This is a genomic window from Streptomyces paromomycinus (assembly GCF_003865155.1).
Taxonomy (GTDB): domain Bacteria; phylum Actinomycetota; class Actinomycetes; order Streptomycetales; family Streptomycetaceae; genus Streptomyces; species Streptomyces chrestomyceticus.
In genome coordinates this window covers 9,661,515-9,685,808 of record NZ_BHZD01000001.1, presented here as the reverse complement: position 1 = coordinate 9,685,808, position 24,294 = coordinate 9,661,515, and the positions used below count along the sequence as shown (strand labels likewise).

At 68.8% G+C, this 24,294-nt stretch carries 20 protein-coding genes; 15 read left to right on the top strand and 5 right to left on the bottom strand.

What is annotated here, in order from left to right; all coding sequences use genetic code 11:
• The first annotated feature begins 27 nt into the window (after window positions 1–27).
• The 5 genes from OEIGOIKO_RS41110 (at window position 28) to OEIGOIKO_RS41095 (ending at window position 7,242) form a co-directional block, all read left to right on the top strand.
• Window positions 28–2,175: a DEAD/DEAH box helicase gene (locus tag OEIGOIKO_RS41110; protein WP_125058350.1), complete on the top strand. Its 2,148-nt coding sequence runs from the start codon at window positions 28–30 to the stop codon at window positions 2,173–2,175.
• Window positions 2,162–2,821, top strand: coding sequence for a DUF2290 domain-containing protein (locus tag OEIGOIKO_RS41105; RefSeq protein WP_125058349.1), 660 nt, complete (start codon window positions 2,162–2,164; stop codon window positions 2,819–2,821). Before OEIGOIKO_RS41110 ends, OEIGOIKO_RS41105 begins: the two co-directional genes overlap by 14 nt.
• Window positions 2,822–3,469: 648 nt before the next feature.
• A complete protein-coding gene (locus OEIGOIKO_RS41100; RefSeq protein ID WP_125058348.1) occupies window positions 3,470–6,616 on the top strand; it encodes a coiled-coil domain-containing protein in 3,147 nt (1,048 codons plus the stop codon).
• Window positions 6,591–7,037: an FAD-dependent oxidoreductase gene (locus tag OEIGOIKO_RS44060; protein ID WP_359875363.1), complete on the top strand. Its 447-nt coding sequence runs from the start codon at window positions 6,591–6,593 to the stop codon at window positions 7,035–7,037. The genes OEIGOIKO_RS41100 and OEIGOIKO_RS44060 overlap by 26 nt, the downstream gene beginning before the upstream one ends.
• The gene (locus OEIGOIKO_RS41095; protein ID WP_125058347.1) at window positions 6,928–7,242 is read left to right on the top strand and encodes a hypothetical protein; all 315 of its coding nucleotides are present in this window, start codon (window positions 6,928–6,930) and stop codon (window positions 7,240–7,242) included. Before OEIGOIKO_RS44060 ends, OEIGOIKO_RS41095 begins: the two co-directional genes overlap by 110 nt.
• Before the next feature lie 124 nt (window positions 7,243–7,366).
• Here the strand turns inward: OEIGOIKO_RS41095 and OEIGOIKO_RS41090 are convergent, their stop codons facing one another.
• Window positions 7,367–7,792 (bottom strand): hypothetical protein, encoded by a 426-nt coding sequence (locus OEIGOIKO_RS41090; protein ID WP_125058346.1) that lies wholly within the window; start codon window positions 7,790–7,792, stop codon window positions 7,367–7,369.
• Window positions 7,793–8,379: 587 nt separating this feature from the next.
• On the opposite strand from OEIGOIKO_RS41090, the gene OEIGOIKO_RS42010 reads away from it, so the two are divergent.
• The 4 genes from OEIGOIKO_RS42010 (at window position 8,380) to OEIGOIKO_RS41070 (ending at window position 12,356) form a co-directional block, all read left to right on the top strand.
• Entirely contained in the window at window positions 8,380–8,985 is a 606-nt protein-coding gene (locus OEIGOIKO_RS42010) for a TnsA-like heteromeric transposase endonuclease subunit (RefSeq protein ID WP_170252001.1), read from the top strand.
• Window positions 8,982–9,680, top strand: a complete 699-nt coding sequence (locus OEIGOIKO_RS41080; RefSeq protein ID WP_125058344.1) for a hypothetical protein — start codon at window positions 8,982–8,984, stop codon at window positions 9,678–9,680. The genes OEIGOIKO_RS42010 and OEIGOIKO_RS41080 overlap by 4 nt, the downstream gene beginning before the upstream one ends.
• Before the next feature lie 113 nt (window positions 9,681–9,793).
• The gene (locus tag OEIGOIKO_RS41075) at window positions 9,794–11,137 is read left to right on the top strand and encodes a DDE-type integrase/transposase/recombinase (protein WP_125058343.1); all 1,344 of its coding nucleotides are present in this window, start codon (window positions 9,794–9,796) and stop codon (window positions 11,135–11,137) included.
• Window positions 11,138–11,228: 91 nt separating this feature from the next.
• Entirely contained in the window at window positions 11,229–12,356 is a 1,128-nt protein-coding gene (locus OEIGOIKO_RS41070) for an AAA family ATPase (RefSeq protein WP_125058342.1), read from the top strand.
• 104 nt (window positions 12,357–12,460) lie between these two features.
• On the opposite strand, the gene OEIGOIKO_RS41065 is transcribed toward OEIGOIKO_RS41070, so the two are convergent.
• Entirely contained in the window at window positions 12,461–13,327 is an 867-nt protein-coding gene (locus tag OEIGOIKO_RS41065) for a TIGR02391 family protein (protein ID WP_125058341.1), read from the bottom strand.
• 256 nt (window positions 13,328–13,583) lie between these two features.
• The gene (locus OEIGOIKO_RS41060; protein ID WP_125058340.1) at window positions 13,584–14,768 is read right to left on the bottom strand and encodes a hypothetical protein; all 1,185 of its coding nucleotides are present in this window, start codon (window positions 14,766–14,768) and stop codon (window positions 13,584–13,586) included.
• Between the two features lie 187 nt (window positions 14,769–14,955).
• On the opposite strand from OEIGOIKO_RS41060, the gene OEIGOIKO_RS41055 reads away from it, so the two are divergent.
• From OEIGOIKO_RS41055 to OEIGOIKO_RS41045, 3 genes are all read left to right on the top strand, one after another.
• Entirely contained in the window at window positions 14,956–16,281 is a 1,326-nt protein-coding gene (locus OEIGOIKO_RS41055; RefSeq protein WP_170252000.1) for an AlbA family DNA-binding domain-containing protein, read from the top strand.
• 346 nt (window positions 16,282–16,627) lie between these two features.
• Window positions 16,628–17,134 carry a hypothetical protein gene (locus OEIGOIKO_RS42405; protein ID WP_218040044.1) on the top strand — a complete coding sequence of 169 codons (507 nt, stop codon included), beginning with the start codon at window positions 16,628–16,630 and terminating at the stop codon, window positions 17,132–17,134.
• A gap of 181 nt (window positions 17,135–17,315) precedes the next feature.
• Window positions 17,316–18,209: an SDR family NAD(P)-dependent oxidoreductase gene (locus OEIGOIKO_RS41045; protein WP_170251999.1), complete on the top strand. Its 894-nt coding sequence runs from the start codon at window positions 17,316–17,318 to the stop codon at window positions 18,207–18,209.
• A 3-nt stretch (window positions 18,210–18,212) separates the two neighbouring features.
• Here OEIGOIKO_RS41045 and OEIGOIKO_RS41040 read toward each other — a convergent pair whose 3' ends face one another.
• Both OEIGOIKO_RS41040 and OEIGOIKO_RS41035 read right to left on the bottom strand, forming a co-directional pair.
• Window positions 18,213–19,118, bottom strand: a complete 906-nt coding sequence (locus tag OEIGOIKO_RS41040; protein ID WP_125058337.1) for an AurF N-oxygenase family protein — start codon at window positions 19,116–19,118, stop codon at window positions 18,213–18,215.
• Window positions 19,118–21,367: an MMPL family transporter gene (locus OEIGOIKO_RS41035; protein WP_125058336.1), complete on the bottom strand. Its 2,250-nt coding sequence runs from the start codon at window positions 21,365–21,367 to the stop codon at window positions 19,118–19,120. The genes OEIGOIKO_RS41040 and OEIGOIKO_RS41035 overlap by 1 nt, the downstream gene beginning before the upstream one ends.
• A gap of 196 nt (window positions 21,368–21,563) precedes the next feature.
• Here OEIGOIKO_RS41035 and OEIGOIKO_RS41030 point away from each other — a divergent pair, with 196 nt between their 5' ends.
• From OEIGOIKO_RS41030 to OEIGOIKO_RS41020, 3 genes are read left to right on the top strand one after another with little or no spacing between them, the layout of a single operon-like run.
• On the top strand, window positions 21,564–22,607 hold the full coding sequence (locus OEIGOIKO_RS41030) for a 3-oxoacyl-ACP synthase III family protein (RefSeq protein ID WP_125058335.1): 1,044 nt from the start codon (window positions 21,564–21,566) through the stop codon (window positions 22,605–22,607).
• Window positions 22,608–22,647: 40 nt separating this feature from the next.
• Window positions 22,648–22,914, top strand: a complete 267-nt coding sequence (locus tag OEIGOIKO_RS41025) for an acyl carrier protein (protein ID WP_125058334.1) — start codon at window positions 22,648–22,650, stop codon at window positions 22,912–22,914.
• A complete protein-coding gene (locus OEIGOIKO_RS41020) occupies window positions 22,911–24,134 on the top strand; it encodes a beta-ketoacyl-[acyl-carrier-protein] synthase family protein (protein WP_125058333.1) in 1,224 nt (407 codons plus the stop codon). Before OEIGOIKO_RS41025 ends, OEIGOIKO_RS41020 begins: the two co-directional genes overlap by 4 nt.
• The last annotated feature ends 160 nt before the right edge of the window (window positions 24,135–24,294 follow it).

Sequence of the window (24,294 nt, the reverse complement as noted above, 5' to 3'; positions counted from 1 at the left end):
GACGATCCCAAGGAAGTTGCGTCGCGAATGGCCCTGCAGGTGGTGTACGGCGAGAGCCGGGATCGGATCCTCGCCTCGTTGCTGGCGGAGCAGCTGCGGGAGGTGGCCGACGAGGGAACGGTTTACCTCGGCTATCCGGTACTGGCCACAGCTGACGAGACCGTCGAGGTGGACGCCCTGATGGTCAGCCGGTCCCACGGCTTGGTCGCCTTCTTGCTGGCCGACTCGGTTCCGCAGAGCCGGGAAGACTGGGAAGAGGCGCAGACCCGTCAAGACCGCCTCTACGACGTGCTGGACAGCACCCTCAGCAAGCATCGCACGCTGCGTAAGCGTCGCTCGCTCGCCGTGGACATCAACACGGTGACGGTCTTTCCCGGCCCCGTTGATCCTCCGGTGTCCGGCGCAGAGGGCATCTACTGCGACCTGCAGGAAGTGGCCGCAGAGATCGGACAGTTGCCTGGGATCGATGAATCGCTGGAGCGCGCGGTGCAGGCTGCGCTGCAGCGTGTGACGACCATCAAGCCGGTGAAGAAGCGCTCTTCGGTCCAGGACGACGCTTCACGCGGTGCCGTCCTGAAGATCATCGAGGCGGGGATAGCCAACCTGGACCAGTGGCAGAAAGCGGCGGCTATCGAGACCCCTCAGGGACCGCAGCGCATCCGCGGGCTCGCCGGGTCGGGCAAGACCGTGGTGCTGGCGCTGAAGGCCGCTTACCTGCATACCCAGCACCCGGAGTGGCGCATCGCCTTCACCTACTACTCCAGGGCGCTGCACGAGCAGATCGACAATCTCGTCACACGGTTTGCCTTCGAGTACAGCAATGACCGTCCGGATGCGGACTATCTGCAGATCATGCACTCGTGGGGCTCCGCCTCACGAGCTGGCCTCTACAGCGAAATGGCCCGCGCTGCCGGGACCACGGCCCGGGACTGGAACTACGCCCGCGCCACCTACGGGATGGACGACGCCTTCCAAGGGGTCTGCCGGGAACTGCTGACGATCGTCCGGGAAACCCGTCCTGACCCCGTCTTCGACGTCGTCCTCATCGACGAGGCCCAGGACCTGCCTCCGGAGTTCTTCCAGCTCGTCTACCACTTCACCAAGGATCCCAAGCGGATCGTGTGGGGCTATGACGAACTGCAGAAGCTGTCCGAGTCGGCGATGCCGAGCACGGACGAGCTGTTCGGCACCGGCCCGGACGGTGAACCCCTCGTGCCCCTCGTCAACCGGGACAAGGAGCCGAGGAAAGACATCGTCCTGCCGGTCTGCTACCGCAACACCCCCTGGGCGCTGGCCACCGCGCATGCTCTGGGCATCGGTGCCTACAGTGAGGGCGGGCTGCTGCAGCACTTCGACGAACCAGAACTGTGGGACGACATCGGCTACGAAACGGTGCGCGGTCAGCTTGTCCTGGGCGCCCCTGTTGCCCTCAGGCGTAAGCACGACAGCGCCCCCGCCTACTTCCGCGAACACCTGACGGTGGACGACGCCGTCGTCATGCAAGCGTTCGACAGCCAAGAGGCACAGGACATCTGGGTAGCCCGGCAGATCCAGAAGAACCTCGACGAGGACGAGCTGGAGCACGACGACATCCTCATCGTGCTGCCGGACGTCTACCGCGCCAAGTCCCGGGCCCCGCGGCTGATGCGGACCCTGCGCGAACACGGCATCCCCTCCCACCTGGTGGGTGTCAGCACCAGCGCGGATACCGTCTTCGTCCGTGACTCCATCGCCCTGGCTCATATATTCCGCGCCAAGGGCAACGAGGCTCCTATGGTCTACGTCATCGACGCTCAATACGCGGCCGGCGACTACAACGCTGTCACCCGCCGCAACACTCTCTTCACCGCCATCACCCGAAGCCGCGCCTGGGTACGCATCGTGGGGTATGGCGCCGCCATGGACGTGATCTCACGCGAGATCGACACCGTCCGGCAGAAGAACTTCCAGCTTGAATTCACCATTCCCAGCCGCGCAGCCCTGGACCGGATGCGGCACCTGAATCGTGATCAGTCAGGTCAAAGCCGTGCTTCGGTGAGACAGGCAACCGAAGGCCTTCAGATGTTCATGGAAGCCTATGAGGCGGAGGAGATCGATCTCAATGACATCCCCCCTGCGCTGCGCACACGCCTGGTCACCAAGCTGAGGGAAGAGTTGCCGGGTGACGACGCCTAGAGCCGTCCGCGACGGTATAAACAACCTCCTCGACTACCTGCACGCAGCAGAGATCGCCGTGTTCATCAACACGGTCTCCACTGACGGCACCAGGGTGTCGTGGCACTCGCTGGATCCCAGCCTCCCCTTCCTCACCCACCGCGGCGATCCAGGTCTTGAGGATTACCGCCGGTGGGTCTTGGCCGGGGCCTTTTCCGCCTACCTCTACGACGGGGCGCTCCTGCAGCTCACCTATGACGTAGAGGGAGGCGCGATCACCGGCCACCGGCTTGCCTACATACCCTGCCCCTACCGCCTGGACCCGGACCTCGTCCGCCTCGAGCCGCTCCTGGACGTCGTCGACATCTACGCGGCAGACAACCCCACCAACATGGTGCTGCACTCAGCCGTACGCTTCGACTACGACCCTGCGTCCACCGCGCCGGGACACCCCGCCTCCCACCTGACCATCAACTCGGCCCACTGCCGGATCGCCTGTGCCGCTCCCATGCACGTGGGGCGGTTCGCCGACTTCATATTCCGGCACTTCTACGCCGATCTGTGGGCGGCCCACCGCAGCTACTTCGCCGGAGGAGCCACCCGCCATATAGGACAGCGCACGCTCTCTGACGATGACCGGACAAGTCCGCACCTAATGTGGAATTAGCAAAACACCCCACCACAGAGGGGATCGGCGCGATCACACCAGTAGCTGAAGAAACCTCAGCACGCGCAAGTTCAAGGCCCCCGCATCATCGTTCAGAGCATCGGGATGTATAGGAGGCGCCACGAAGATGACACCGAAAAAACGCCACCACTTGTCACAGCACGCGCCGTCTTGTGTCACCACCACTACGACACGAGGACAGGCAGCTCAGAACGCTTCGACAGCGAACTGACGGTGACACAGAAACAGCCGTCACCAGTGACGTTTTCACGCCGCCTCACACCTGCACACAGTGGCACTCCCCCGTGCTAAGGGGCGGCACCGGCACAGCCGGTGGACCGGCGAATCGCACACCGTCACCCTGGCCGTGCTCGCCTCCAACAGGAAGATCACCAAGACGGCGATCAGTACGGCGCTGCGCCGTCTCAAGGGAGCGGGCTTGGTTGCGGAGAAGACTGCAGGCCGGTACCTGCCGGGGCCTGCTCTGGACCGGCTGACTGCGGAGCGCAGCAATCTGCTGTGGCAGGACCTGGTCCTCGTGGGTCGACCCGATGGTCATCTCGCTGCCGCGATCAGGCGACGGCGGCAGCAAGATGCTCACCCTGCTCGTGAGGCTGATGCGTCGGATGGCTCGGAGAGGGGACGTCTGTGAGCGAGCAGCCCGTCGGTGGCGCCCTGGGGAAGCTCGGGATGATCGGTACGAGGCAGTTGGTGGCCGTGCAGACGTTCTTCATTGCGCGGTTGACCTCGCATCCGGTGGCTCTCGTTCCGGGCACGTTTGTGGCCGTGACGGGCCGGGGGCCGAAGGATTCCAACGAGTCGGGTAAGACGAGCTTCCTGGCTGCGGTGGCGCTGTTGCTGGGAGATCCGGAGTGGCGGATGGCAGGGGGTGGCTCGGTGCATGCGCCGAAGCTGCTGTTCGAGCCCGTGACGGCCGGAGCGTCGCCGGAGGTCAGTGAGCCCGCTCAGGTGGGCTACGTCGTGGGGGTCTTTGCCGATCCTGAGGATCCTCAGGTCAGTGCTCACACGGTGTGGCTGCAGGTATCGGCGAAGTCACCGCATGTCGAGGTGCGGCACAGAGCAGGGGTGCATCTGCTGGTTGATGGAGACGACCGCAGTCAGCACGAGGGGGCTGCCGGCTTCTTCCGCCGGCTCGGCGGGAAGCCGCTGGGGGCGACGGAGTACGCCGAAGTTCTCTACGGGCGCGCGCCGCGGCTACTCGCCTACATCGTCAGCCGCGGCGGTATGCGGTCGCGGCCGTCGCTGCTGAAGCTTGACGCGGGTACGTTCACGCCGGTCCAGATCGGGGATGCCCTGATCAATCTCACGGGCAGGGCCGGGATGCTGGCCCGCGATGTGCAGGATCGCCAGGAGCTGGAGCAGACCGAGAAGGACCTGGCTGAGGCGCTGAAGAATGCGGAGAGTTCCTACCGCGATGAAGAGCAGATCCTCCACGCTGTAGAAACCCGGGAGCGTGCACGCCTCGAGACGGGCCGGGCGCATGATCTGTGGCGGCTTGCGTCGGCACGCGACTACGTGGACACGGTGGTCGCCGAGCGTCGCATCGAGGCCCATCTCATAGTGCTCGCAGAGTTGTTGGAGGAGTTGTCGAGGCGTGAGAGCGAGGTGGGGCAACAGTTGGCCCAGGCGCGCGACACACGCCTGCTGGAACGCACGGCCAAAGACGCCCTCCAGCTCAAGAACCAGGCTCAGCGGCTCTTGGAGGAAGCCAGCGAGAAGCGGGGAGAACTCCACGGTGCACTGAAAGGGGCGGAGAAGGAGCAACGCGCCGCACAGGCGCGGGCTGAGGGATACGACGGACCGGCGTCGGACGAGCTCGCTGAGCTTCTCGCCACGCATCAAGGTGACCTCGTGACGGCGAAGGCGGATCTGCTGCGGGCCGACGAGCGGGTCGACAAAACGGGCCAGGAGCTGGCTGACGCCCGTGAGGGGCGCACGGGCCAGGCGGCTGCTGTTTTGCAGGCGCTGCACGCTGGCCCGTGCCCCGACGCGGTGGGGCTGATGGCCAGCACGCGTCTGCATCCCGACGCCCGTTCCCAGTGGGAGGCCCGGCTGGCGCCATGGCGCGATGCGGTCTGTGTTCCCCCGAGTCTCTTGGACGCTGCGGTGGAGGCCGTTCGTGACTTGCCGGGAACGGTGCTCATCGCCGGGCCCCCGGCCGGTGCCGTACCGGCTGGCCCTGCCGCGGGCTGGCCGGCGGGCATCGCCGACGCGGCCCCCCTGGCACGCTCCTTCCTGCAGGCCCTGGCCGATGCGACCACCGTGGAGCAGCCGCCGCATGCCCTTCTTCCGAGTCTGGGCGTGCATGTCGTCGGCGGCTTCGAGCAGCCGATCGTCGGGCAGGCCGACATCTGTGCTCACCTCGAGGAACAGCTTGTCCGGGATCGCGCCGAGCGGGAGGCCGTGTCGGCCAGGATCGGACTGTACGAGCGTAGGCTCACCGCGATGAGCCGGGACATCGACCGGGCGAAGGCGAAGGAGGAGGCCGCACGGCTTGCCGATCAGGCACGCGCCCTGGCGGAGGACCTCGCCGCACACGACAAGACGCTGCCCGGGCTCAGGCGCAGCGCAGCGAATGCCGCCGAGACGGCCGTGCGCGCTGGGGACGCACTCGAGGGCGCGGCGAAGCGTGTCCAGGGCTTGCTGGAGTCTTTTCAGAAGGTCAAGAAGGAGATTGGTCAGACGACGCAGAAGCGCGACCGCATGCTCGAGCTACGGGGAAAGGGGCCGGCTCACCCCGGTCTGGTCTGGACGGATTCGTTACCGGAGGCCCTGGCAGCATTGAACTGGAGCACGGTTCCCCCGGACGAGGCGGGCGCCGAACCCGCCCAGGGAATCAGTACCCATGCAGTCGTTCCTGGCGACCGGGACCGGAGCGCCGAGCGGCGCAGCAGCGGCGAGCTCCTCAGCGAAAGCCGTGCCCGCTTGTCGTCGGCGCTCGCCCGCCTGTCGGCAGACTCCTACAGCACGGGCGTCGCCACTCCCGAACTGGCCAACGCTCTGCACCATCAGGAAGCCCATACCGAAGACCCCCTCGGCATCATCTTCCGCGAATCGCTCTCAGCGCTGGTGACCTGGCTGGCCGACAACGAGAAGCAGGACAAGGGCGCTCGCGAACAGGTGGAAGTCAAGCGTGCCGAGCGCGCCAACGAGCACCGCTACCTCCAGGACATCGTCGACGAGACGCGCGAGAGTCTTGCCCAGACCCAGCAGTCCATCAAGGAACGCGTCCTGGGCTCCCTGCGCCGCATCAGCGACAAGCTCAACGAGCTCCACAGTCGCGAGGGGTACAAGGCTGATCTGCTGTGCGAGGTCACGGAGCCACAGACCGCGCAGGACCAGTGGGTGTGCCATGTCGTTCCGCGCTGGCAGCGCAACCCCAACGGCCCGCTGCTGTCCTACGACAGGCCGACCAATACGGCCCAGGAGAAGCTGTTCTCCATTCACCTCGTCCTGGCCGCGCTGCTTGCGGCGCCGGACGCCCGCGGCCGGGTTCTCATCCTCGACGAGCTCGGCGACTCCCTGGGCGCCGAGCATCGCCGGGAAGTCATTGCCGCTCTGCGTGACGCGGCACAGGACCACGGCATCACGGTCCTGGCCACCTGCCAGGACGTGCTGATGACCGACGTGCGGCTCATCTGCGGGCAGATCCTGCAGTTTCGCTACTACTCCAAGTCCGACGCCCTCAACCGGCCCACCCTCATGTTCGGACTCGACGACAACGGCCGGCGGGTCCAGCTCACGCTGGATGCACTCGTCGACAGCCGCGCCTGACCTGTCTCATCCGGCCTCTGCGCCCACGGCTGATGTGAGAAGCGGGAGAGAAGAGCTCTGGCACCCAGGTCAGCAAGCCCGTCAGCGCCCTCCCTTGCTCGACGCCGCCTCCTACTACCCGCCCAAAGCCCTGTATGACGAGGCGTTCTGGGCCGAGCCCGAGGGCGAGGTGTCCGGCTACTGGAATCCGGACTGCGGTTTCGTGGAAGATCCCCGGCTGGCGGCGCACAACCTGATGACCGCTGCCGTCCGTCACGGTGCAGTGTTCGAGTTCCGGGCATCGGTCATCGCCATTCGCCAGGTCGGCGGCCGTGTCCGGGGGCAAGCTGGCAGACGGACGCGACATCACCACGCCCATCGTGATCAACGCCGCCGGATCGCACTCCGGTGCACTCAACGAGCTCGCCGGCGTCAAGGATGACCTCACCATCCGCACACGCCCGCTGCGGCAGGAAGTGCACGAGGTCCTGCTCCGCACGGATTCAACTCCGACAGGCGCGCTCGTCCGCCTCCAGCAAACCCCCGTCATCGGCCCGGCGCTGGTCAAACGGCGCGTCACCGGCAAGGCCGGCCGCATGCGCGAAGCCGACATCACACAGGCCGCCCGGCCCGCCCTCACCGTCTGAGCGGCGCCTCAGGCGGGGCCGGGTCCGCCCGTTGCCCCGCCGGGCGTCAGCTCCAGGCGGACCCGCCGGGCGAAGAGGTCACGCCTGCGGCCGAGCTCCTTGTGAAGGGTGTTGTACCGGCCGTTCAGCGCGTTGATCTGTGTCTGGATGCGCTCTCCTGACTGGCATGCCAGTCGTCGAGGTGGTTGGCGTGGTCCCGGACGGCACCTGTCAGCTCCTGAGCCCTCGTTTGGAGATCGTCACTGCCGGCCACGGCCGCCGCGGCGCAGGCTCCCTCCACCGTTCTCCAATTGTCCAAGTAAGCAGGCTCGGCAGCGGCGCAGCGGTCTTCGTCACGGTGGTAGAGGGCGTTGTACAGCGCCCAGGCGGCACTCTCGTATGCGGCGATGGCCGCGAGGCAGGCCACGCCGGCGTCCCTGAGCGCGTCGGTGCTGTGCTGTTCCAGCATCGCTCTCGCCTGTATCTGCGCCTGCTCCCGCGCGACTTTCCCGGCTTGCCGCTGGCCGATGACCACACCGCCCATGCCGAACGCGCCGGTGATCGCTCCCATGATCTGGTCAGATGTTCCGGAGTCATACGGAGATTGTCACGATCAACTGCGTTGGTCACGCGGCGCGTTGCCGAACCGAGACTGCTCCCTCCACTCGGAAGGACTCGCCGGTGCGGCCGGCACGCACGCCTGCCAGGGCCGCCGCGGACAGGTCCTGGCCCGGCGCCCGGCGCCCTCGTCGGCCGCCGCACGGTGCCGTGGAGGCACGCGACTTCACAGATACGGCACACGCCGTACGAAGGCCGCCCGGAGATTTCCGGGCGGCCTTCAACGTATCGAAACCCCGGGCGTGTGGCCTGCCCGATTGGGGCTACCAGGGACGCATCCGGGGTCTTCGGTCTCAGTGTACGTGCCATGCCCGGCCTCAGCAGCGGCCGCTTTGTCAAGGCAATGCCCTCCTAGGAGGGAAGTCTCGCCGTTCCTCCGGGCGTGTCCCGCCCGTCAGTGCTCCTCTGGAAACGCCGATCGAGGGAGGCCATGCCGATGGTTACGGTGCACCACCTGGACGAGTGGGGACAGTTGGTGTCTACCGCGCCCGCCGATCTGGTGGGGGTGGCACTGGAGGAGCGGCGCCGCCGACGGAGCCGGTGGCCTACCACGGGCGCCCGGGCAAGCTGTCCAACTGGTGGTGCGCGACGACCGGCGGCCATGTGGTATGCGGGTCGCTGCGGGTCCGCGGGGTCGCCCTCGAGCTGGACTTCGACCCGGACATCGCCTGGATCGGCGGGCAGCCGGTGGAGCTGCGCTGGCGGGGCGCGCGGGGCAAGCGCCGCTGGCGCCCCGACTTCATGGTGCGGACCGTCGGTGGGGCGCGGCACGCGGTGGTCGTCGCACCGGACAAGGGCGACGGGCCGCAGTGGCGGGAGAACCTGGAGGTGCTGCACGAAGTCGCCGCAGCCGCGGGCTGGCGGGTGTCGGTGCACCACGTGCCGGCAAGGATGCGCCTGGAGAATCTGGAGCTGGCAGGCGAGTACCGACAGCCGATGACGGTCCCGGCCCAGGAGCAGGAGGCGCTGGAGGCGGCGTTCTACCACGAACGCCCCCTTGCTGAGGGGGTGTTGGTCAGCGGCGTGCCGCAGGGGCTGGCAATGGATCTGGCGTACCGACTGGTGTGGCAGCGTCGTCTGACGGTGCACTGGGACCGGCCGCTGGGGCCGTGGGCGACCGCCTGGTGCGCGGAGGCTGCGGCGTGAGCGCCGCGGAGGGGTTCTCGCCGGGGCAGCTACGTCTGGGCGACCGGGTGCGGTGGCTGGACGGCGTCTACCAGGCGGTCGCCTTCCACGGTGAGACCGTGGTCCTTCTGTCCGACCAGTCACGGGTGCCGGTGGAGGTGCTGCACACGGCGCTGGTCTCGGCGCCGGGGTTCGCGGTGCTGGACGCCGACGGCCATCCGGTGGCGACGACGCCGCTGCCCACGCTGATCGACTCGCCGTCCAAGAAGCAGCGCAAGGAAGCCAGGAAGTGGCACCGGCACATGGTGGAGCTGGACACCGGGCTGCTGCCGGGCAGCAACGTGCCGCGGCCCGGCTACGACGCGCGGACGACGACGCTGGCGCAGCGCTATGCGCGCAAGTCGCAGGACTTGGCGGCCGTGGGCGATGAGATCAGCGCGAAGACTCTGGAGTCGATGCGGCTGCGCTGGAAGCGTGCAGGTGAGAACCCTCTGGTGCTCGTCGAGAAGCGGGGACGCTCCGGCGGTCATCGCACGGATCCGCGGGTCATCGAGGTCATGCGGGAAGTGGTGATGTCGCACAGCCGCGGCTCGAACGTGGACGGCAAGGCCATCCTGGACGAGGTGCGCGACGTCATCGAGGAGCGCTACCGGGCGGAGTTGGCGGACCCGGACGAGGCGAAGCGGCTGCTGCCCGCGCGGGCCTCCGACGGCTGACCGACACCGGGCTCGCCGAGCATCTGGCGGCCACGACCCAGCAGCGGGCTCGGCGGGCCAGCAAACCGACGCGCCCGTACCGGCCCTCGCACGTGTTCCGGCCGGGTCAGGTGGTGCAGATCGACACCTCGCCGCTGAAGGTCAAGGCGCTCGGGGACAACGGGTCGGTGATCTCGGCCGAGTTGACCTCGGCGATCGATGTGGCGTCCCGCTCCAACTGCGCGGTCATGGTCGTCCCGGTGGTCACCGGGGAGGGGCCGCCTGGCAAGCGGATCGGCGGCCGGGCCACGCGCGCCTACGACCTGACGCTGCTGCTGGCGCAGTGTTTCGCCCCGCTGGCCTGGCGTTCCCACTGGGACCCGATGGCGCTGGCCGCCAACTCGGCGCTGCCGCTTGAGGAGTTGCGAGCTTCGGACGAGCGGTTCGCCCGGGCGGTCGCCGCGCGCCCGGTCATCCATCCGCGCACCGTCATCATCGACCAGGGCAGCCCTTATCTGAGTCAGCACTTCGAGGACGTGTGCGCCATACTCGGCATCACCATCGAGTACGCGCGCAAGAAGACCCCGACGGACAAGCCGCTCAAGGAGCGATTCTTCCGTTCGATCGGCAACCGCTTCAGCCAGCACGTGGCCGGCTGGACCGGCACCGGGTTCGCCCACCGCGGACTGGGGGTCGAGAGGGGCCCGCTGTATCCCATCAACACGCTGCAGGACCTGGCCGAGCAGTGGGTGGCGCTCGACTACCAGCAGACCCCGCACAAGGGGCTGCGCAGCCCGTTCACCCCGGGCGTGACGCTGTCGCCCAACGAGATGTACGCACAGCTGCTGCCGATGGCCGGCTACCGGCCTCGGCCCATCACCGCCGAGGAGGCCCACAAGCTGCTCATTCCGGCGTACGTCACGGTCACCGACCAGGGCATCACCATCGAAAACCGCACCTACCAGAGCCACGACTGGCAGATGCGGCTGCTCATGGACCAGCACTCCGGGCTGTCCGGGCACAACGGCCGCTTCGAGGCCCGCTACAACCCCTACCGCCCGGAAGCCGCCCACCTTTACGACCACGTGTACACGAAGGAATGGATCGAGGTGGAGTTCATCCACCGGCAGCTGCTCACCCACCGCTGGACCCAGGACTGCTGGGAGCGCGGCACCACGACGGTCGTGGACAACGGCGGCCGCAGCGATGACCAGCTGGCCATCGTGAAAGCGGTCCGCAGCTTCCACCGGGGCCTTCGCAAGGGCCCCAGCAAGACGCAGAAGGCGGCCGCCACCGGCCCGTTCCAGGGGTTGCAGGTGGATGCGCAGCCGGCCGCCGCGGTGGACCCCTATGCGGGCGTGTCCGTCGATGTCGACGCCGTCAGCGCCTATCGGTCCCTGCCACTCGCCGGCCGGGAAAACCTCCAGCCACCGTCACATGGCGGCGCAGAAGACCCCCTCCGCCCGGAGGCCGAGTAAGCACAGGGCGCGGTGCGCGGCGCCCTGTGGGCCGGCGCAGCGCCAGGCAGGACCTGGTTCCTGACCGTCTCGTCGAAAAGGACGTCACACCATGCTCAGCTCAAAGAACTCCACCCGCGCGGACCGCGATCGTCAAATCCTGGACCGGGCGCGCGCCGCACCGATGGCTCCCCGCTGGGTGTTCACCCTGCAGGGCTGGAACAACTACGTCCACGAGATGGTCGAGCTGCCCGACCTGGCCGCATCACATCCGCCCGGCACCCCGGTCCTGTCCGACGACGTGCGCCTGCGCTATCACGGTCACCTGCGGATGGTCTCCCATCCGCTCTTCGACAAGGCCCTGTTGAAGACCAGTCGGCTGCTGCTGGCCAACGGCAACCGGCGCGAGGGGTTGCTGGACCGGGTCATCGACGGGCCGCCAGGCACCGGCAAGACGTTCTTGTTGCGGGTCATCGGCCGGGAATTCCAGCGGTCCGTCGAAGACCGGCAGGGAGGCCACGAGAACCAGATCCCGGTGGTGCACGTCGCCGCTCCGCAGGATCCGGAGAATGTGGCGAACTGGGTATGGGAGATCGCCGACTTCCTCGGACTGACACCAGCGCCCAGGGACGTGGAGGAGCTCCTCCAGGTCAGGCGCATTCCTGATCTGTCCCAGCCCGTCTGGCGGGTGATGGAGCGCAGCTCGACGCGGCTGCTCCTGGTCGACGGCCTGCAGCGGGTCCACCCGGACCACCTCGTGCCTTTCCTTGCCTACATGGAGAAACTGCGCGAGGAACTCGGCATCAGCACGATCTTCTGCGGCACCGGCTCCCGCAAGATCCTTCAGGCGGCCCAGGACAGGGCCGTTCACACCAGTGAGGCCCTGCAGGGCCTGGCGGAACGTGCGTCCGTCATCACCGGCGACGACGGCACGAAGCATCCTCTTCTGCCCCAGGTCTCCCCCAGTCGGCTGCCGGTGACCTGGCTCGACCCCGTCCCTCTCTACAGCGGCGACCAGGAGACCTGGCCAAGCATCCTGCGCGGCTTCGAGGAGAACCTCTGCCTGCACCGCCTGTCCGAGCACGCTCTGGTCAAGGAGGCGAAGTACCTGCACGCGCGCACCGGCGGCTACTTCAAGCTGTTGTCCCAACTCATCTGCCAGGCCGCCATGGCCGCCATCGAAATCGGCAGCGAAGACATCACCCGCGAACTGCTGGAGGACATCGACATTGGCGGCTGATGACAAAGAGACGTAGGACTGCTCCACGGTCAGGCCCCCAGGGGCCTGTCGGACTCCTGCGTCTCGGTCGGCCGCGCCTTCAGATTCCGCGTGCCGGCGGCAGCTCAAACAGTCTCGGTCGTGTCGTCGACATGGCGGGCGTCGCAGGTGTCGAGCAGGCGGGCGAGGTAACTGTAGGCAGCGAGTCGTTCCATGGCTTCTTGCTCGCTGAGTTCGTCACGGGTATGTGTGGTGACGTTCCTGACCGTGAGGTTGAGTCCGGTCGCCAGATTGGTGAGGGCTTTTGCCAGCGGTTCCAGCCCGCCCCGCATGCTTTTGGTGGTCTTACTGGCGGGGTCGCCGGGCCACACGAGCTTGGGCCTGCCTTTCTGAGGATCGCCCGCGGAGAGCGTCTGCTGCCAGAACACGGTGTCGTCCGCGTCGTGGCGGCCAAGGCGGGTCTTCCAGTGAACGGTGAGTGCCTCCGCGGCCTCGCGCACCGCGACCCGGTACTGATGTGTCGTCCAGTGAGCCGCCGCTGCCGACCAGACCACAGGGTGCAGTTGGGCTGGCGCAAAGGCAGGTAGCGCTGACTCGGCTGCGGCCTCCGACTCGACGATCATCGCGTTCAAGCGGCCGCGGACCGTCGCCGCCGTGGTCCGGACATCCTTCGGGGAGACGAGTGCCTTCGGCTCAGACATGAGCGCCCAGTTCGCAATGGGGTCGACAGCTCCGACACCGGCGACGCCTATCTGCGCGCCTGTGATGTGGACGGCTCTGGCAGCCCCGCCTGCCGCCTCCGCGACGTCAAGCTCAAGCCGCTGTACGGCTGCTTGATCCTGCCCTTCCTTGGTCTTGACAGTGGGGAACAAGCCGCGCGACTCGGCATGATTGAACTCGATTTGCGTCTGCATCCACCGCTCAAAGGCCAGTTTGAACTTCTCGACGGCCACAAGCAGTCGCTTCAGGTAGTCGGGGCTGTACGTTGCCACGCGGCATGTCCTCCTGCGGTCGATCCTGTCTCGTGGACAGCGGACACAAGAACGCTTCGAGCTCACTCAAGCACGCCGCACTGACAACGCCGCCAACACCGACGCCCAGGAACGGTCCGGGCCGGCTGCGCCCTCTGAGGCAAAGCTTCGGCCCCGCCGCAGCGAATGCCGGACGTCGGGGCGGGGCTTACGTCCACACGCAGTCACCGAGTCGCCGCGACGCGGCCATCGGCAGCTGCACCCGCCGTGACGGGCGTCAGCCGCCGGCCGGCGCGGTTCCATGGCGTTGGAGATCCTCCATGGTCATGCAGAACTCCTCCCCCTGCCTCACCCAGTCCTCGTCGCTGACGCGATGGTGCGATGTCGCCGCCGTGCGGGCCAAGTCGGCCAAGAGGTCCGGCAAGTCGCGCAGGCCACGCAGCACGTGAGTGCCGTTGCGCGGGCCGGCCTTCGACCGCCCCAGCAGATCAGCGATCTCCCGGTCGGGCACGACGACGTGGCAGTAGGGCACGGCCAGGCTCACCGCATCGATGTCGTGGACCGTGTTGAGGTCCCATTCCTTTGCCGCGTTGCGGAACCGATGAGTCTTCACGTCCACCGCGACGCGTACGGACGGGACCAAGTCGACGAACGCTGTCATGCGCCTGCGGGAGGCCTTGCGGCGCTCCGGGCCCGCACCGGTAGCCTGGAGCAGGTCCATGCGGTATTCGGCACACAGATCATTCAGCAGCTTGAGGTGCTCGTGGATGATCTCGCGTGCCTGGACCCGCACGCGCAACTCGGCGGCGCTGATCGGGTCGTCGGCCAGCAAGTCGGCATAGAACGTCTCCCAGCCCAGCCTGCCTTGGCGGGCTTCCTCGAGCTTCTCGGGCTGGTAGCCCAGTTGACGCAGGTGGGGGAGGTCGGAGTCCTGGGGCCCGGCCAGGAGCTGGTACTCCGCGTATTGGGTGGCACGGCGGAAGCCTTCGGCCATTCCTTCCGGCAGGGTGGCGGGGTCGACGACCTCGGTGGATCGCCGCAGTTGAAGCTGCAGACGCTTCCCGGTGAAGGCCCACCCCGCTCCGATGCCCAGAGACTGGGGCGGTGTGCGCCGGAAAGTCGGCTTGCCGAAGCTCATGTGCATGGCCTCAAGGAATTGATCGCGCAGCAGGATCCGCTCGGAACAGAGCGTGCGGCAGTGCGAGATCGAGACCATCGTGCGCGCAAGGTCTGCGCGTTGGCGGGGGTGCGTGATCCGGGTCGTCTCGTGGTAGTGGGTAGCGGACAGAGGGAAGACGACACCGGCTTCGGCGGCCTGGCGCACGGCGTCGAGCACCTGCGTGTCCGCCGGATCGCGAGGGGTACCGCCTGCCGCGAGCGTCAGGCGCACCCACACCCACTGGTCCAGGTAGACCGAGGGCACGGCCGTCTTCAACCGGGCTGATTCCGCGGCGATGTCCATCCCGTCTCCTGAGATGCTCGTGGGGGCCGACCGCGATGTCGTATGCGACTCGGTGCCCCAGCTTTCTGTACGGCCACGATGGTGTCACCCGGCACCGACATCGGCTCCTTGTTTTCTTCCCAGTACTCTCAGCCGTTTCAACCGGGGCGGTAGGGCCCTCTTCAGCGCCCGCACGAAAATAGTAGGCATGGACGGCGAGGCCCGGGTAGCCGACCAATCCCTGACGTACCGCGAAAAGAGTCTCTACGGTGCGCGTATGACACGTTCATGGACAAGAATCCACGCACACCTTGGGGCCGAGCCCGGACCTCTCACCTTCGACATGGTTCGCCGCGCGACAGAGAACCAACTGCAGGAGTTCGACGACCTGGACTGGAAGGAGCAGTTGCCCCAGCCCCCGCGGGACGGCCGCTGGAACGAGTTGGCCAAGGACGTCGCCGCCATGGCCAACACGCGCGGCGGCCTTCTGGTCTTCGGTGTGCAGGACAAGACCATCGAGCTCGTCGGCGTGCCCGTCGGGGCGAACACGGAGCAGTACCACCAATGGGTACGCAACCACGTTCACCCCTACCTTCCCGATCTCGACATGTTCGAGCTGTCGGACGGCGACAAGACCGTGCTGGTCGTCGATGTGCCGGCAAGCGAGTCGGCACCACACCTCGTCTATGGCACGGCTGCCCGCGACAGGGAGCAGCAGGCCGCAGTGGTCCCGTACCGGGACAACGACCACACGGCCTGGATGGCCGAGCACCAGATCGAGCGCGCCTACCGCGAGCGCTTCTCCCGAATCGGCCTGGCCGAGCAGGAGATTCAACGGAACCTCAACTTCACCGTCCAGACGATCACCGCGCAGAGCACCACGCCTGCCGCCTGGTTCGTGGCCGTCTCCAGACCGCAACGCCCACTCCCCCGAGGTGCATTCGAGCTTGACCGAGACCAGGCACGAAGGGTGCTGACCAGAGCCAAGGAACGCACTACCAGATTGCTCACGCAGTCACGCGTGCCAGCGGCCCTGCACGGCATGGGAGACACCCTGCTCAACCCACGCCCCGGACTGCGCCGCTGGGTGTGCAGCACGCTGGAGCTGCCCCACAACCGGGAGATCCTGGTCGAGCTTCATTACGACGGCACGGTCGTCGCTGCGATCAGCCAGTGGCTCCGCGGGAAAGACGACGAACCGGCCGAGGCCACGCCACTCGCCGTCTCGGATCAACTCTTGCGATCCTGCTGCTACGACGTCATCGCTCTCATACAAGAACATCAGCGCGAGCTACGTCTCGATTGCACGCAACAACTCACCGTCAACCTCATGTCCTTGCACGGGCTCCGCCCCTTGGAAGCAAGCACGTCCTTCTGGGGTCACGTCGGCATGGATAGCGTGCCCGACTACTCAAGGCGCCCCCACCACACCCAGCCCGTGCATGCCGTGCTCTCCCCTGCTGGATCAGATGCTGAAGCAAGCAGCGTCGCTGACCTGGTTCACCGAGACCTCCTGGCTCAGTTCGGCATCTGAATCGGGTGCTCGCTCGTTCGGTGCACGCCTCCGCCTCCTCGCCAACTACGACCAGGAACGCACCGAACGAGGCCCCGACAACAGCACCAGCCAGCGTCTGAACTCCGACGACGCCCCAGGTGAACATCCATAGGGGTTCTCAAGAGGTTCGGGGAATCTCAAACTTCCAAGGGATCGCAGGTCAGTGCAACACAAAGCTATGGCCACGAATTTGGATGCTGTAGCCATCCCAGGTCAGCTTGACTCTCACAAAATGCAAGATCAATCTCAAACAAGCGCGGAATTACAGGCAGTCAGGTCGAGCTGCCGACGCTAGGGCCCGCCACAAATTTAGAACCCACAGTGGGTGGCACGCAAAGAGGAGCAGATCGCCGACCCACGGGTCGTCGACTTCTATCTCGTCCTGGGCCAGGCACTCGACCACACCGGCGACGATCCACGGCTGGTCGAGCTGGCCGACGAACTGGCCGCCTACCTCATGCAGGCAGCCGGCGAGCAGGGCGAGGACTACGTCGACGACGCGGACATCGAGCCCTCGTTCGTCAAGCTGATGGACACCCTGGCATTCGACACCGCGCCACCGGCCCGTCGACTGATCGGGCTGCTGAAGCAGCGAGGGTGGACCGGCTGGACGAAGCTTGAGCGCGTGGAGCCGGCACGGGGCGCGGCCGGATCACGGCAGAACGATGCTGCGGGGCGAGGTCACGTGCAGTGCGGCAGCCGTGGGCGGTGGCAGCCTCCCGGCCAGTGGGCAGACCACTTGGCCGTCGTCCGGACGTTTCTGGTGTGCGTTCTTCATGGCCGTTGCTGTTTCTGGAGGTGTCGAAGCCCGATCGGGAGCCCCGCCCCCTGACGCCCGGGAGCAACGGACGCTACGGACGCCACGCACACGACTGGCACGGCGAGCCCGACGGTCGACCAACGTGAACGGCTGAGCTCTCCGAGTGGTTGTGCGACACACCGGAGCGGCCTTCAGCTGTCGGGAGGTGGCAGGTGCGCATGGTGGTCGGGAGCCGCTTCTGTGGAGGTACGAGGTGCGTCGAAGTGTTCTGGTCACGGGTGCGACGAGTGGTGTGGGTCTGGGGGTGGCGCTGCGTCTGGCGGGGGCCGGGTACGACGTTTTTGCTACGGCGCGTGACGAGCCGAAGGCCGAGAAGCTCCGGGCTGTGGCGGCTGAGTGCGCTGTGCGGCTGCGGACGGTGCTGCTGGACGTGGCGGACGCCGGTTCCTGCCGTAGCGCGTGTGCGGAGGTCGCGCAGGCCACCGGCGGCGGACCGTGGGCCCTGGTGAACAACGCCGGTGTCCCGCTGGTGGGGGCGGTGGAGGACGTTGAGGACGCGGCGGTGCGGCAGTTGCTGGAAGTCAATGTGGTGGGAGCTGCGCGCATGGCCCGGCTGGTGCTGCCGGGGATGCGTGAGCGCGGGGAGGGGCGCATCGTCAACGTGTCGTCCCTCGCGGGCCGTATCGCGGCTCCGGGTATGGGCTGGTACTGCGCGGGCAAGGCGGCGTTGGGTGCCTTGAACGATGCGCTGAGGATGGAGGCCGGTCCTGGCGGAGTGCAGGTTGCCGTGGTCGAGGCGGGCGCGTACGCGAGTGCCATTCAGGGCCGGGCTGCCGATGATCTGGCCGCACTGGCGGGGCGGCCGACGTTGTTCGGTGCCATGTACCGGGAGGCGGAGGCGGCGCTGCGGGAGGCCGGTACGCGGCTGCCGAGCGCGGATCCGGTCGTGTCGGCTGTGTGCCAGGCGGTCGTCGCCCGCCGGCCGCGCCATCGGTATGTGGTCGGCCGGCAGGCGAAGGCGGGGCTGCTCGCCGACGCGCTGGTTCCGGTGCGGGTGCGGGACCACTTCAAGCGGGTGGCGATGGGGGCTTCCGGCGCCCATCCGGCGGTCGAGTACGCGGCGCGGCGCTGGTGCACGCCGTGGTGACGGTCAGGCCAGCAGGCCGGAACGGCGCCACAGGTGGTGCTGGGGGCGTCTGATCAGGTCCGCTTCGGTGAGGAAGGCGATCAGTTTTTCCCCGCACCAGAGCATCGTGGCGCGGTGGTGGGGGTTGTGGCGTGCCTGGCGGCGGGCCTCGCCGGGGGCGAGCCCGAGGTCGCCGTACCGGTCGGGGCGCAGGAGCGGGGGGACGGTGTGGGAGGCGACCAGGGCGGTCAGGTGGCGGTGGAAGGCCAGGCGGCCCCGGGGAGCGTGGGTGACGGCTTCGCGTAGTTCGGCGCGGGCGAAGCTGACGTGGCGTGCCTCTTCGGCCACGTGCAGACGGCACACCGACCGCACCAGGGGCTGGACGCGTTCGTCCTGGGCGGCCTCCCGCTGGAGCCGGTCGAGGACTTCTTCGACGATCAGGGCGCTGGTGAAGGTGGTGATGTCCTGGAAGGCGGCCGCGGCCGGCGGGAAGGGGAGCCGGACGTGGGCCGGGACGCGGTGGGCCGGGCAGCCGAGGGTGGCCAGCAGCCGTCCGAACATGGTGATGTGCCGGGTCTCGTCGCCCATTTCCGTCAGTGCGTAGAAGGCGCGTGCGTCCAGGATGTGACGGTTCATCAGGTGGCGGGCGAGCATGCGGATGATGGCCAGTTCGAACCAGTGGCCCATCTGCGCGATGTGAGCGGCTTCGTGGCGGGAGAGTTCCAGGCGTTGGCGGTGGTCCATGCGTTCCCACAGGGGGGTGCCGTAGAGCGCGAGCCGCTCGGGCGGCCAGAACCAGGCGTCGTCCAGCAACGGGGTGTCCCAGTCGATGTCTGTCGCGGGGTCGTAGGAGCGGGCCGCGGAGGCGTTCAGCAGTCGCTGGGCGGTGGTGTGGGGGCTTCGGGAGAGCCGCAGGTCCTGGTCGGTCATCAGGGGTCACTCCTGGGGTGTTTCGTACCGGCCGGCCCGACGAGGGGCCGCCGTTTGCGGCAGGGGCGCGGGGCGGGGGCCGACGGGCGGGGCCACGGACTCCACCAGGCGGCGCGTCCGGCCAGGGCCAGGACGGCGGGGGCGAGCAGCCCGCGGACGACGGTGGCGTCGAGCAGGACCGCGAGGGCGAGGCCGACGCCGATGATCTTCAGCATCACCAGGTCCGACGTGGCCAGCGCGGCCATGACGACGGCCAGGGTGAGCGCGGCCCAGGTGAACAGGCGCGCGGTGCGGTCCAGGCCCCGGACCACGGCGGTCGCGGCGTCGGGGGCCCGTGCGTACTCCTCGCAGACACGGGAGAGGAGAAGGATCTCGTAATCCATGGAGAGGCCGAAGGCGATGCCGAAGATGAGCGCGGGCATGAGCACGTCCGTGGTGCCGGTGACGGGGAAGCCGCCCAGCAGGCCCGCCCCGTGGCCGTCCTGGAAGACGAAGACCAGGGCGCCGAAGCTGGCCGCCAGACTCAGCGCGTTGAGCAGCAGTGCCGTAAGGGCCATGACCGGTCGCCGCGTCAGGGCCAGGGTCAGGGCCAGGAGCGTGGCCCCTGCCAGTGCCAGGCACCAGGGCAGGCGGGCGAAGAGCGTTCGCTGGACGTCGTCGAGGACCGCGCCGGGGCCGCCGACGAGTACGGGTGCGGGGGCGGGCAGGTCACGCAGGGTCCGGGCGAGGTCGCGGTTGGCGGTGGAGTAGGGCTCGCCGGGGGTGGCGACCGCCAGCCAGGCGCCGTGGGGCGAGGTGTAGGCGGATGCCGCGGTGCCTGCCGGAGGTGTGCGGGTGCCGCGGGCGTAGGAGCCGGTGGCCGTTTCCACCCGTGCCACGCTCTTCTGGAGGGAGACGCGCCGGGCGTAGGCGTCGAGGTCGGCGGCGTGCCGCCGGGGGTCGAAGTGCGGCAGGACCACGGTGGTCGGGGTGATCACTGTGCCGGGCCGGTAGTCGTGGCGCAGCGCCGTACCGGCTTTGGCGACGGTGGAGGAGGCGGGCTGGACCCGGTCGTCGAAGAGACCGATCTGCACGCGGCTGAAGGGAGCGGCGAGCACCAGCAGTACGGCGGTGACGCCGACGGCCACGAGCCCCGGCCGCCGTTGGGCGGCCAGGGCCAGGCGCCCCCACCTTCCCAGTTCGGCGGCCCCGCTCCCGGAGTGCGGGCCGCGACGGCGGCGCCATCGGCGGATGAGGACGCCCGGCCGGTGGACGCGAGGCCCCAGCACCGTGAGGAGTGCCGGAAGGACGAGCAGGCCGGCCAGGGCCGCGAAGGCGGTGACCGCGATGCCGCCGTAGGCGATGGAACGCAGGATGGTGTGCGGGAAGACGAGCAGCGAGGCCAGGGACAGGATGACCGTGCCCGCGGAGAACAGCACGGCACGGCCCGCGGTCCGCAGTGCCGTGCGCAGGGCGGTGCCGGGTTCGGCGCCGGCCGCGGTCTCTTCCCGGTGGCGGGCGAGCAGGAAGAGGCTGTAGTCGACGGCGAGGGCGAAACCGAGCGCGGAGGAGATGTTGGTCGCGCTCACCGTCACCTCGGTGCAGAAGGTGAGCAGCCGCAGGACGGCCTGGGCTCCCAGTACGGCCAGCACGCCGACGGCGAGGGGCAGGAGGGCGGCCACCGCCGAGCCGAACACCACGAGCAGCAGCAGCGCGGTCAGCGGCAAGGCCAGCACTTCGGCGCGGAACTGGTCCCGCCCGGCCAGCCGCAGGGCCTCGGCGCGAGAGGCGGCCTCCCCGGTGACCTCGACCTGCAGCGGGCCATGGCGCCCGGCCATCTGCGGTACGAGTCGTCCGGCCGCCGCTGTCGCCTCTTGCTCACGTCCACGCAGCCGCACCAGCACCAAGGCGCTGCGCCGGTCCGCCGAGCGCAGCGACGGTGCCCGGGTCTGCCAGTAGGAGGCCACCTGGGCGACGGACCGGTCGGTGCTCAGTCGCCGTACCAGCTCGTTGCCCTGGGCGGCCGCGGCGCTCTCCTCGACCGACCGGGTGGCGCCCGACACGCGGGTGACGAGTACGAGGTGGGGCGGGGCGGAGGCGAAACCTTCTTGCAGCAGGCGGTCGGCACGGGCGGCCTCGGTCGCCGCGGGCACGACCCCGCCCGGCGACAGCCTCCCGTCCACCGCCGCCCCGAACCAGGCACAGGCCGCCGCCAGCGCAGCGGCCAGCGCCAGAACGGTCCATGCGACCCGGCACCGGGGACCGCGCATCGTCGTGACTCACCCCTTCGCCGGGCGGGCTGTCTCCCTCGCTCCCCTGTCGCCTCCATGTGTAGACAGGGGGCGGGCCCGGCAACACATCGCCACCTCTTCGGACGAACGCCCGGCAGCGCCAAACGCGGGCACTTAAACACATCAGCGGCGTGGGACGTCGTGGCGCCCGGTCGCGCCGCCCTAGCGTGAGGCCATGAGCGACCTTCGGGCCTGCCTGGCGGGGGCCACCACGTATCTGCCCGAGCGCTGGACCAGCATGAGCGAACGGGAGGCCCAGATCGCGGCCGCCGGCGGCGGCTTCACCCCGCCTCCCGGGCTGATCACCCAGCTGACCGGGGTGACGGGCGTGCATCTGATCGACGACGACCAGCAGGCGTCCGATCTGGCGGCGGGCGCCGCCCGCAAGCTCCTGGCCGACCACGGGGTCCGGCCCGCCGACATCGACCTGATGATCTTCGCGGCGGCCAGCCAGGACATGATCGAACCGGCGACGTCCCACGTCGTGGCCGCCAAGCTCGGCCTGACCTGCCCGGTCTTCGACGTGAAGAACGCCTGCAACAGCGTGCTCAACGCCATGGAGATCACGCAGGCCCTCATCGCGTCCGGGCGGTACCGCACCGTCCTGATCACCTGCGGTGAGGCGCCCTCCGTCTCGGCCCAGCTGCGGATCTCCGACGCGGCGGCGTTCGCGCGCGCTCTGCCGGCCTACGGATTCTCCGACGCCGGCGCCGCGCTCCTGCTGACGGCCGAGGCGACGCCCCGCGCGCTGCCGCCCCGGGGCATCCTCGGCTGCCGCTTCGCCGCCGACTCCGCGGCCTGGCCCTCGGCGACCGTGCTGCACGGCGGCATCGCCTCCCTGCGCCACCGTTCGGGCCCGGAAGCTGCCGCCTGTTTCCGCATGGACAGCGTCCGGATGCGCGACAGCCTGCGCACGCTCGGCCGTACCCATCTGCACCGCGCGCTGGACGAGCTCGGCCTGGCCTTCGACGACTTCGCCTTCATCGGCGTCCACCAGGTCGCCCTGTCCGACCTCGACGAACTGTGCGGGCCGGCGATCGGCGTCCCCCGCGACAAGCTCGTCGTCACCCTCCCCGACCACGGCAACGTCGCCTCCGCCTCCCTCCCCCTCCAGCTCACCCGCGCCCTCGAAACCGGCCGGGCCGGCCCCGGCGACCTCGTCGCCCTCATCGGCCTGGCCGCGGGCAGCAGCGCCGGCCTGATGACGCTGCGCCTGTGAAGCCGCCTTTTGCCCCGTCCCGACGACCGAGGAATTCCTGATGACGCCTGTCTACGAAGCAGTAAAGTCCGTACTGATCAGCCACTTCAACATCCCGGGCGACGCCATCCGGCCCGAGGCCACCCTGGAGGACATCGGCCTGGACTCCCTCGCCGTCGTCGAACTGCTCTGCGTCCTCCAGGACGAACTGGGCCTGCGCGTTCCCACGGGCGACGACGCGCTCAAGTCCCTCCAGGTCACCCTCGCCCAGGCGGCGGCCGCGGTCGAACAGGCCCAGCCGGCCCCGGTGCCGGAGACACTCGGATGAAGGGCAGCGACATCGCCGTGACCGGCATCGGTCTGGTCACCCCGGCCGGGGTCGGCACCGACGCCACCTGGAGCACGGTCTGCTCCGGGACCCCCACCGCCGCTGTCGACCCGTCGCTGGGCGATGTGCCGGTGCCCATCAGCTGCCGGGTTCCGCCGTTCGACGTCCAAGCCGTGCTCGGGCCGCAGGTATGGCGCATGGACCGCTTCACGCACCTCGCCCTGACCGCCGCCCGGCAGGCCGTCGACAGCGCCGGCCTGGACCCGGCCACCTGGGACGGGGCCCGGGTCGCCGTGGTCGTCGGGGTCGGTTACGACAGCAAGGACCTCGTGATCCCCGCCGTACGCAAACTCATCGACGGCGCCTACGAGAAGCTCTCCCCGCTCCTGATCCCCCGCACCACCGCCAACGCCGCGGCGGCCGAGATCTGCATCGCCCTCGGCGCCCACGGCCCCAGCATGGCCGTCACCACCGCCTGCGCCTCCGGCGCGACCGCCCTCGGCACCGCACGCGACCTGCTCCTGGCCGGCCGCTGCGACATCGCCCTCGCCGGCGGTGCCGAGGCCCCCTGCCACCCGCTGCCCTCCGCGTGCTTCGCGCAGATGGGAGCCCTGTCCACCCGCCTGCACGACCCCGAGGGTGCCAGCCGCCCCTTCGACGTGGACCGCGACGGCTTCGTCCTCGCCGAGGGCGCCGGCCTGCTGGTCCTGGAACGCGCGGCCGACGCCCGGGCCCGCGGCGCCCGGCCCCGTGCCCACTTCAGCGGCTACGGCACCTCCACCGACGGCTACCACTACGCGGCCCCCCACCCCGAAGGCGTGGGCATCGAGCAGGCCTTCACGGCCGCCCTCGCCGACGCCGGGCTCACCACCTCCGACATCGGACACGTCAACGCCCACGGCACCGGAACGCCGCTGAACGACCGCATCGAAGGCGCCGCCCTCAACCGCGTCTTCGACGGCCACCCGCCCCCCGTCACCTCCACCAAAGGCGTCACCGGCCACCCCCTCGGCGCGGCGGGCGCCATCGAAGCGGCACTGGCCGCCCTGACCCTCGACCACCAGACCGTCCCGCCCACCGCCAACCTCCAGCACCTCGACCCCGACATCTCCCTGGACGTCGTCGCCAAAGCTCCGCGTCCGCATCGCATGGACGCGGTCGCCAGCAACTCCTGCGGGTTCGGGGGACACAACACGGTGCTGGTTCTGCAGCGGGCCTGAATACTCGGGCTGGTACGCGGGCTGAATTCTCGGGCTCGTACATGGTGCGCGTCGCGGTCGGGGGTTGGCTGTCACCACTCGCTTCGGCGAATGCTGTCCTGCGCCCTGGGAAGCGGGCGTCTGCCGCCCCTGAACGAGTACGTGCTACGGCTGGGCGACC